This is a genomic window from Mycobacterium intermedium (genome assembly GCF_002086275.1).
Lineage (GTDB): Bacteria > Actinomycetota > Actinomycetes > Mycobacteriales > Mycobacteriaceae > Mycobacterium > Mycobacterium intermedium.
In genome coordinates this window covers 23,929-33,296 of sequence record NZ_MVHT01000079.1, presented here as the reverse complement: position 1 = coordinate 33,296, position 9,368 = coordinate 23,929, and the positions used below count along the sequence as shown (strand labels likewise).

The window sequence follows — 9,368 nt, the reverse complement described above, 5'->3', positions numbered from 1 at the left end:
GAATCCAGCCGCCCCTGCCGCCGTTCCCGCCGACCTGGCCGGTGGCGCCGGCTCCGCCGGCTCCGCCGTTGCCGAACAACCCCGCGTCACCGCCCGCCCCACCAGGAGCGTTGACCGAAACCCCGCTGCCTCCGGCGCCGCCGTTCCCCAGCAGAAAACCCCCAGGTCCGCCACTCTGACCAGGTGCGCCGTCGGCGCCATTGCCGATGAGGGGACGTCCGAACAAGATCTGGGTCGGCGCGTTGATCAGGTCGAGCAGGGGCTGTAGGGGGCCGACGTTGATGGCCTCGGCGGCGGCATAGGATGCTGCCCCTGCGTTCAGTACCTGCAGGAACCGGACATGGTAGGCGGCCGCCTCAGCGCTGACGGCCTGGTAGCTCTCGGCATGTGCGCCGAAAAGTGCTGCGATGCTTGCGGATACCTCGTCAGCAGCCGCGGCGGCCAAGCTCGTCGTAGGCCCCATCGCGGCCGCATTCGCCGCCGTGAGAGCCGAAGCGAGGCTCGTCAGATCCGAGGCTGCCGACACGAGTGCCTCAGGAGCTGCGATCACAAATGACATGGCTCTACCCCGCTTCTTGTCGTCGACTCGTCGTGTCGGGAGAGACCTAGATGCTATTGAGCACGTGTCGCACACCCCAGAAGCGAGACCTAGGCGAAATGCAAACGTTATCGAATAGTTATCTCGCCAAGACATTATCGCGGGTCGCGTCAAATGCGTAGGCTTTTCCGCGGGTTTGATCAATATTTGAACATCGAGAAGACCGAGTCGGCTTGTGTAGACGACCGGCCTGGACAAGGCCCACCAGGCAGCCTCCGCACCGCCGATTCAGGGCTGTGAACAGTGCATATGCGGCACGGTAGGCCACCTTGGCGCTGTCGTCAGTACTTGAAACAGGCCGCACCAACAGGCATTTTGCGAACCCAACGGTTTCGTTTTCGGCAAAACGAAATGGCCTAGCCGGCCGCGTAACTTTACTGGACATCGGGGGTTGAATCGTCCGCCTGTTAGACGCGAATATGCGTTCTAGAATAACGGTTTGATAACGATCACCTAACGGTTTGGTAGAAGCTCAAGCTCGTCTCGTCATCTCCGTATCCTGAGTCTTCCGTTGGGCCAGTCTTGACGACTATTGGTTGGATCTCGGCATTGCCGACGGTCCGCGGGTTTGATCCGAGTCAACCTGAGAGAGGGTGCGATGAATTTTTCAGTGTTGCCACCCGAGATCAACTCGGCTCGGATCTTCGCGGGTGAGGGGCCTGCACCAATGTTGGCGGCCGCGGCGGCGTGGGATGGGCTAGCGGCCGAATTAGCTGCGGCCGCAGAGTCATTCGGTTCTGTGACGGCGGGACTCGCGGGCGGCCCATGGCAGGGCCCGGCTTCGTCGGCGATGGCAGCAGCGGCCGCTCCGTACGCGGGTTGGTTGAGCTCCACGGGGATGCAAGCGGCCGAGGCGGGCACCCAGGCGCGGGTGCTGGCGTCCGCCTTCGAAGCGACCATGGCGGCGATCGTGCATCCGGCTGCCATCGCGGCCAACCGGTCCGAGCTGGTATCGCTCGTGCTCTCGAACATCTTCGGATTCAACGCGCCGGCAATCGCCGCGACCGAGGCCAGCTACGAGGCAATGTGGGCACAGGATGTGGCCGCGATGATCGGCTACCACGTCGAAGCTTCCACTGCCGCCGCAGCGCTGAAACCATTCACGCAACTGCTGCAGAATCCTTCGGCATTGTTGAGTCAGGTGATCGACGCGAGCCTGAGCAATTCCGTGGCCGGTGGCGTAGCGGCTGCGGCGACGGAGACAAAAACGCTCGCCATCAACCTGGGATTAGGAAACTTAGGTAGTTTGAATATCGGCAATGGAAACGTCGGCAGCCTCAATATCGGCAGCGGCAATTTCGGCAGCTTCAACATCCTGGGCTTCGGCAATCTGGGCGACAGTAACTTCGGCTTCGGTAACGTCGGAAACAACAACTTCGGCTTCGGCAACGTCGGCAACAACAACTTCGGTTTCGGTAACATCGGCGCCGGCTTGACGCCGGGAAATTTCAATATCGGCTGGGGTAATACTGGCAACAACAACATCGGTATCGGCAACACCGGCGACAACAACTTCGGCTTCGGCAACACCGGCAACGGCAACCAGGGTTTCGGACTCACTGGTGACAACAACTTCGGCTTCGGCAGCCTCAATTCCGGCACCGGCAACGTCGGCCTGTTCAACTCCGGCACCGGTAACTGGGGCATCGGCAACTCGGGTACCAACAACACCGGCATCGGCAACACCGGCACCGCAAATACCGGTATCGGAAACTCCGGCATCGCCAACACCGGCTTCGCCAACTTCGGCAACTACAACTCCGGCAGCTTCAACGTCGGCAACCTGAACACCGGCGACTTCAACATCGGCAACTCCAACACCGGTTGGACCAACACCGGCGACTCGAACACCGGTATCGGCAACACCGGTGATCTCAACACTGGTGCGTACCTCCAAGGCAACTACAGCACCGGGGTGTTCTGGCAGGCCGATTATCAGAGCCTGGCGCTCAACTACACCTCAGGCATTCCCCCCGTACCGCTGAACATCGGTGGCAACCTCGGCCCAATCGTCGTGCCGCCCATCAACATTCCCGCGTTCCCGCTGGGTCTCGACGGCATTGTCGGTCCGATCGTTGTTCAGCCGATCACCATTCCTTCATTCCCGCTGGGCATCGACGGCGCCATCGGCCCGATCGTGATCGCGCCGATCGAGATTCTGCCGTTCCCGCTGGACCTCACCGGCGCCATCGGCCCGATCGTGGTTTCGCCGATCACGATTCCCACCTTCCCGCTGTCGCTGACCGGCATCATTGGTCCGCTGCGCATCCCGCCGATCGAGATCATCCCGTTCCCATTGACGTTGGGCGGCGCCGTCGGCCCGATCGTGATCGCGCCGATCGAGATCCTGCCGTTCCCGCTGGACCTCACGGGCGCCGTCGGGCCGATCGTTGTTCCGCCGATCCACATCCCCGCAATCCCGTTGGGCATCAACGGCACCGTCGGGCCGATTGGCATCCCGCCGATCGAGATCATCCCGTTCCCGTTGGAATTGGGCGGTACCGTCGGTCCGCTGGTGATCGCACCAATCAGCCTCCTGCCGTTCCCGCTGGAACTGAGTGGCACGATCGGCGGCATCACCATCCCGCCGATCAACATCACCGAGTTCCCTCTGGGCATCGACGGCACCGTAGGCGGATTCACCATTCCGTCCATCCATATCCAAGAAATCCCGCTGAGCATCAACGGCGCCATCGGCCCCTTCACGATTCCGCAGATCGACATTCCGCGATTCACCATCGGGCCCATCAATGCCACCATCGGCGACATCGATGTCCCGGGAATTCATATCAACGGCTTCGACATAACCGCCGGTCCTATCGTGGTGAATCCGATCGGTGTGAACATCAACGTCACCGGCAGCATCGGCCAACTCGGACTGAGGGGCCAAATTCCCCGATTCGACATCATGTTGGGCGACATACTCTACGTCGTCGACATAGAGCAGGGATACCTCGGCCCTATCGACCTCAGCAATGTCGATATTCGACAAATCGCGCCATTGACGCTCAGTATTACCGGCTCCACCCAGGCCATTAACATGCCGTTGTTCACCATCGGCGTTCCTAATCTCAGCATCGATCCGTTCACCATTGAAGCCTTCAACCTGAGCAACCTCGAAGGCAGCATCGGACCGATTCATATCGATCCGATCAATTTCCCGGTGCTGACACTGAATCTGGTGGGATCTCTTGGTCCCATAGTCACCCCGCCCATTCACATTCCGGTCATCCCACTGAATCTCGGCGGCGCCATCGGTCCGATCATCACCCCGCCCATCTCGATTGCGCCGATAGACCTAGGAATCGGCGGCAGCATCGGGCCGATTGTGACTCCCCCGATCACCATCGGCGGCTTCCCATTGGGAATCAGCGGCACGATCGGGCCGATTGTGACGCCGCCCATCAATATTCTTCCGTTGCCGCTGAGTCTGGGCGGCACGCTTGGACCGATTGTCACCCCGGAGATCACCATCGGTGCGCTCCCCTTGGGGGTAGGCGCGACGATCGGCCCGATCGTCACTCCGCCCATCACCATTGGCGCGCTCCCCTTAGAGGTTGGCGCCACCATCGGCCCGATCGTGACCCCGCCGATCGATATCATCCCGTTCCGCATTGAGGTCGGCGGCGATATCGGCCCGATCGTCACCCCGACGATCACCCTCAACCCGATCCCATTGGGCCTGCTGGGCAGCATCGGACCGATCAGCACCCCGGAAATCCGTATTGGCCCGTTCCCGTTGTCGTTGAACGGCCTTGTCGGTCCGATATCCACACCGGAAATCACCATCGGCGGCTTCCCGCTGACCCTTGGGGGCTCGGTCGGCCCGATCGTCACCTCGGAAATCGTCATTCCGATATTGCCGTTGGAGATCACCGGCGGCATCGGCCCGATCGTCATCCCGCTCAACTTCCCGATGGCACCGGGCGTGGGCAACACCACGGTGGCCCCGTCGTCCGGGTTCTTCAACACCGGGGCCGGTGGCGGGTCGGGCTTTGGAAACACCGGCGCAGGCAGTTCGGGCTTCTGGAACGTCTCGGTGGGCGAGGGGCTCTCCGGCTTCAGGAACTTCGGTCAGCTGGTGTCGGGTGCGCTCAACCTCGGCAACACCATCTCCGGCTGGGGCAACATGAGCGCGCTCGGCCCCGCTCTGCCGGCGCTCACCTCGGGCTTCAACAACATCGGCAGCGAACTATCGGGCTTGCTCTACCTAGGCACCGGATCCGCGGACCCGACGCTGCGCGTCAACTTGGGTCTGGGTAACTTGGGCGGCCTCAATATCGGCAACGGCAACGTCGGTGGCGGCAATATCGGCAGCGGCAATCTTGGGAACTTCAACATCCTGGGCTTTGGCAACCTGGGTGACAGCAACTTCGGCTTCGGCAACGTCGGCGACAACAACCTCGGCTTCGGTAACTTCGGCAACAATAACTTCGGCTTCGGCAATGTCGGCGCCGATTTCACACCGGGCCACTTCAACATCGGCTGGGGCAACACCGGCAACAACAACATCGGCATCGGCAACACCGGCGACAACAACTTCGGCTTCGGGAACACCGGCAACGGGAACCAGGGATTCGGACTCACCGGTGACAACAACTTCGGCTTCGGCAGTCTGAATTCCGGCACCGGCAACGTCGGCCTGTTCAACTCCGGCACCGGTAACTGGGGCATCGGCAACTCGGGCAACTACAACACCGGCATCGGCAACAGCGGCACCGCAAATACCGGTATCGGGAACTCCGGCATCGCCAACACCGGCTTCGCCAACTTCGGCAACTACAACTCCGGCAGTTTCAATGTCGGCAACCTGAACACCGGCGACTTCAATATCGGTAACTCCAACACCGGTTACAGCAACACCGGCGACTCAAACACCGGCTTCGCCAACACCGGCGATGTCAACACCGGCGCCTTCATCCAGGGCAACTTCAGCACCGGGATGCTCTGGTCGGGCGACTACCAGACCCTGTCGCTGAATTACACCTCAGGCCTGCCGCCGATCCCGCTGGAATTGGGCGGCGGGTTGGGCCCCATCGTGGTTCCGCCCATCACCGTTGCCGGGATCTCCTTGGACCTCAGCGGCGCAATCGGTCCGATCGTGGTGCCGCCGATCACAATTCCGTCAATCCCGCTGGGGCTCGACGGTGGTATCGGCCCCATCGTGGTTCCGCCGATCGAGATTCTGCCTTTCCCGCTGGACCTCAGCGGCGCGGTCGGCCCTATCGTGGTTCCGCCGATCAATATTCCCGCCTTGCCGCTCTCCCTGTTTGGCAGAATCGGCCCGTTGGTCATCGCCCCTATCGAAATTCTCCCGTTCCCATTGGATTTGGGCGGTGGCATCGGCCCGATCGTGGTGCCGCCTATCGAGATTCTTCCGTTCCCGTTGGACATCACCGGTGGTATCGGGCCGATTGTGGTGGCGCCGATTCACATTCCCGCATTCCCGCTGGGCATCAACGGCACCATCGGGCCCATTGGCATCCCGCCGATCGAGATCATCCCGTTCCCGTTGGCCCTCAACGGAACTGTCGGCCCGCTGGTTATCGCACCGATCAACATCCTGCCGTTCCCGCTGGAACTGGGTGGCACCGTCGGCGGCATCAACATCGCGCCGATCAATATCACCGAGTTCCCCCTTGGGGTGGGTGGCACCGTAGGCGGGTTCACCATTGCGCCCATCAAGATTCCCGACTTCCCGCTGACCCTCAGCGCCGCCCTCGCCCCCTTCACGATTCCGTCGATCAACATTCCCGCGTTCACGATCGGCCCCATCGATGCCAGCATCGGCCCCATCGAAGTTCCGGCGCTCGAGATCAACGGCTTCGACATCAGGGTGGGCCCCATCAGAATCGACCAAATCGGGCTTGCCCTCCTGGTGCAAGGTGGCATCGGCCAAATCGGACTAGCCGGGTCAATTCCCCGATTCCCCTTGAACTTGGGCGTGGTGGAAATAGATTTGGGGCTGTTCAGCATACCCATCATCGATTTTGGTGAGGGTTATGTGGATCCCATCAATCTGAACAATATTTCTATTGTTCAAGAATCGCCGATATCCCTCTCTGTCCTCGGCAATTTATTGCCGGCAGGTATCCAAGAATTCGGCCTCAGCGTCCCGCCTATCAGGACCCAGTCGTTCACCATCCCCGCGTTCGGCCTGAACGACCTGCAGGGCACCATCGGTCCGATTCACACCGAGCCGATCCACGTGCCGGCAATCCCGCTAAACCTGGTGGGCTTCGTCGGCCCGGTCGTCACCCCGCCGATCCACATTCCGGTCATCCCGCTGGATCTCGGCGGCGCCGTCGGCCCGATCATCACCCCGCCCATCAATATTCCGGCGTTCCCGTTGGGCATCGGCGGCACGATCGGCCCAATTGTCACCCCACCGATCACCATCGGCGCATTCCCGTTGGGCATCAGCGGAACGATCGGCCCGATCGTCACTTCGCCTATCAGCCTTCTGCCGTTCCCCTTGGCGTTGGGCGGCACCGTCGGGCCGATCATCACCCCGGAAATCACCATTGGCGCGCTGCCGCTGGGCCTGGGCGGATCGATTGGTCCGATCGTCACCCCGCCCATCAACATCGGCGCGCTCCCCTTGGCGCTCGAGGGCTCCATCGGCCCGATCGTGACCCCGCCAATCGAAATTCTTCCGTTCGCGCTGGACCTGAGCGGCGGGATTGGCCCGATCGTCACCCAGCCGATCATCATCAACCCGTTCCCGTTGGGTGTCGGGGCCACCATCGGTCCGCTCTCCACCCCGGAAATCGTCATCGGTCCGCTGCCGGTATCGCTGGGTGGCCTGCTGGGCCCGATCTCTACGCCGGTGATCACCGTAGGCGGGATCCCGCTGACCCTCGGGGGGACGCTCGGTCCGATCGTCACTCCGGAGATCGTCATTCCGATTCTGCCGCTGGACCTCACCGGCAGCCTCGGCCCGATCGTCATCCCGCTCAACTTCCCGATGGCGCCAGGGGTGGGCAACTCCACGGTGGCCCCGTCGTCCGGGTTCTTCAACACGGGTGCCGGTGGCGGGTCGGGATTTGGGAACACCGGCGCGGGCAGTTCGGGCTTCTGGAACGTCTCGGTGGGCGAGGGGCTCTCCGGCTTCAGGAACTTCGGTCAGCTGGTGTCGGGTGCGCTCAACCTCGGCAACACCATCTCCGGCTGGTACAACATGAGCGGGCTGGATCCAATTCTGCCGGCGCTCAACTCGGGCATCGCGAACATCGGCAGCAAGCTGTCCGGCTTCCTCTACATGGGCGTAGGGCCGTAACGGTCCGTGGCGTAGGGGCCAGGACCGAAGTGGTCAGGGCCGGCCGGGGCCGCGGCGCGCATTGCCGCCGGTCTGCCGCAAGGCCGTGCCGTAGTTCTTCCTGGCGGCGCGGCGCAACTGAAGAATCCGCGCGGTGCCGACGACCACCGTCAGCAAACCGCCGACGACGGCCGCCAGCAAGATGGCCACGCCCAGGGGGAGGCTCCAATGCAGGCCGAGAAACTGGAACTGCTGTGACGCCGGGTTCTGCGCGACGAAGATCAGCAACAAGATCAGGATGAGGAAACCGGCAGTCAACGCGGCCCATAACGCACCCGCGCGGGTGAATTTGGCCGACGAGTCCTTGGGTACGGCGGGCGCGGCGGGCGGCGGTGCGGTCCGTGGTTCGGGCGCCGGTGCCGGTTGGTCGGGCGAGCCAGGTGTGTTGCTGGTCATGGTGTCATCTTCGTCGCATCCGGTGCGGAATGAAACAAACCACGCGGACAGGCTGCCGGATGCCGTGTGCGGCGACGTCTTGTTCATCGTGGCGCTAGTGTCGGCGGCATGAGGATGTTGCGACGCGCGCGTCGCACGATGCTCGCCGCGACCGTATGGCTGGGTACGGTGTGCCTGCTCGCGGGCTGCGGCAGTGCTGACCCGCTCGGGTCGGTGTCGGGCAATATGAAATCCATCGTGGTTGGTTCGGGCGACTTCCCCGAATCGCAAATCGTTGCCGAAATCTATGCACACGCGTTGCAGGTCAACGGGTTTGACGTGGGCAGGCGAATGGGAATCGGCAGCCGTGAGACGTATATCCCGGCGCTCAAGGACCATTCCATCGATCTGGTGCCCGAGTACATCGGGAATCTGCTGCTGTACTTCGAGCCCGGGTCGACGGTGACCATGCTGGATGCGGTCGAATTGGAGCTGTACAAGCGGTTGCCCGGCGACCTGTCGATCCTGACCCCGTCCCCCGCGTCGGACACCGACACCGTCACCGTGACGAGTGCGACGGCGGCAGCGTGGAATCTGAAGACGATCGCCGATTTGGCGGCGCATTCGGACGAGGTGAGGTTCGCGGCGCCGTCGGCCTTCCAGACCCGGCCGTCGGGGTTGCCCGGCTTGCGGCAGAAATACGGGTTGAACATTCGTCCGGAGAATTTCGTAGTCATCAACGACGGCGGCGGCCCGGTGACGGTGCGGGCACTGGTGGACGGAACGGTCACCGCGGCGAACATCTTCAGCACTTCCGCAGGGATACCGCAGCATCGATTGGTGGCGCTCGATGACCCTCAGCACAACTTTCTGGCCGGAAACATTGTCCCGCTGGTGAATTCGCAGAAGAAGTCGGACCTGCTCAAGGACGTCCTGGACGCCGTGTCGGCCAAGCTGACCACCGAGGGGCTGGCCGAACTCAATGCAAGAGTGTCGGGAAACTCCGGGGTGGATCCAGACGAGGCGGCACGAGAATGGGCGCGCGACAACGGCTTCGACCACCCGCTGCGGTCCTGA

General features: G+C 62.5%; 4 protein-coding genes. 2 read left to right on the top strand and 2 right to left on the bottom strand.

The features are described from left to right. A partial coding sequence (locus BST27_RS22985; protein WP_139805315.1) for a PE family protein occupies positions 1-559 on the bottom strand: 559 nt, incomplete at its 3' end. A gap of 637 nt (positions 560-1,196) precedes the next feature. On the opposite strand from BST27_RS22985, the gene BST27_RS22980 reads away from it, so the two are divergent. After that, positions 1,197-7,877 (top strand): PPE family protein, encoded by a 6,681-nt coding sequence (locus BST27_RS22980; protein WP_069417870.1) that lies wholly within the window; start codon positions 1,197-1,199, stop codon positions 7,875-7,877. A 33-nt stretch (positions 7,878-7,910) separates the two neighbouring features. Here BST27_RS22980 and BST27_RS22975 read toward each other — a convergent pair whose 3' ends face one another. Next, positions 7,911-8,312: a lipopolysaccharide assembly protein LapA domain-containing protein gene (locus tag BST27_RS22975; protein ID WP_069418030.1), complete on the bottom strand. Its 402-nt coding sequence runs from the start codon at positions 8,310-8,312 to the stop codon at positions 7,911-7,913. 108 nt (positions 8,313-8,420) lie between these two features. Between BST27_RS22975 and BST27_RS22970 the strand changes: the two genes are divergently transcribed. Further along, positions 8,421-9,368 carry an ABC transporter substrate-binding protein gene (locus tag BST27_RS22970; protein ID WP_069417871.1) on the top strand — a complete coding sequence of 316 codons (948 nt, stop codon included), beginning with the start codon at positions 8,421-8,423 and terminating at the stop codon, positions 9,366-9,368.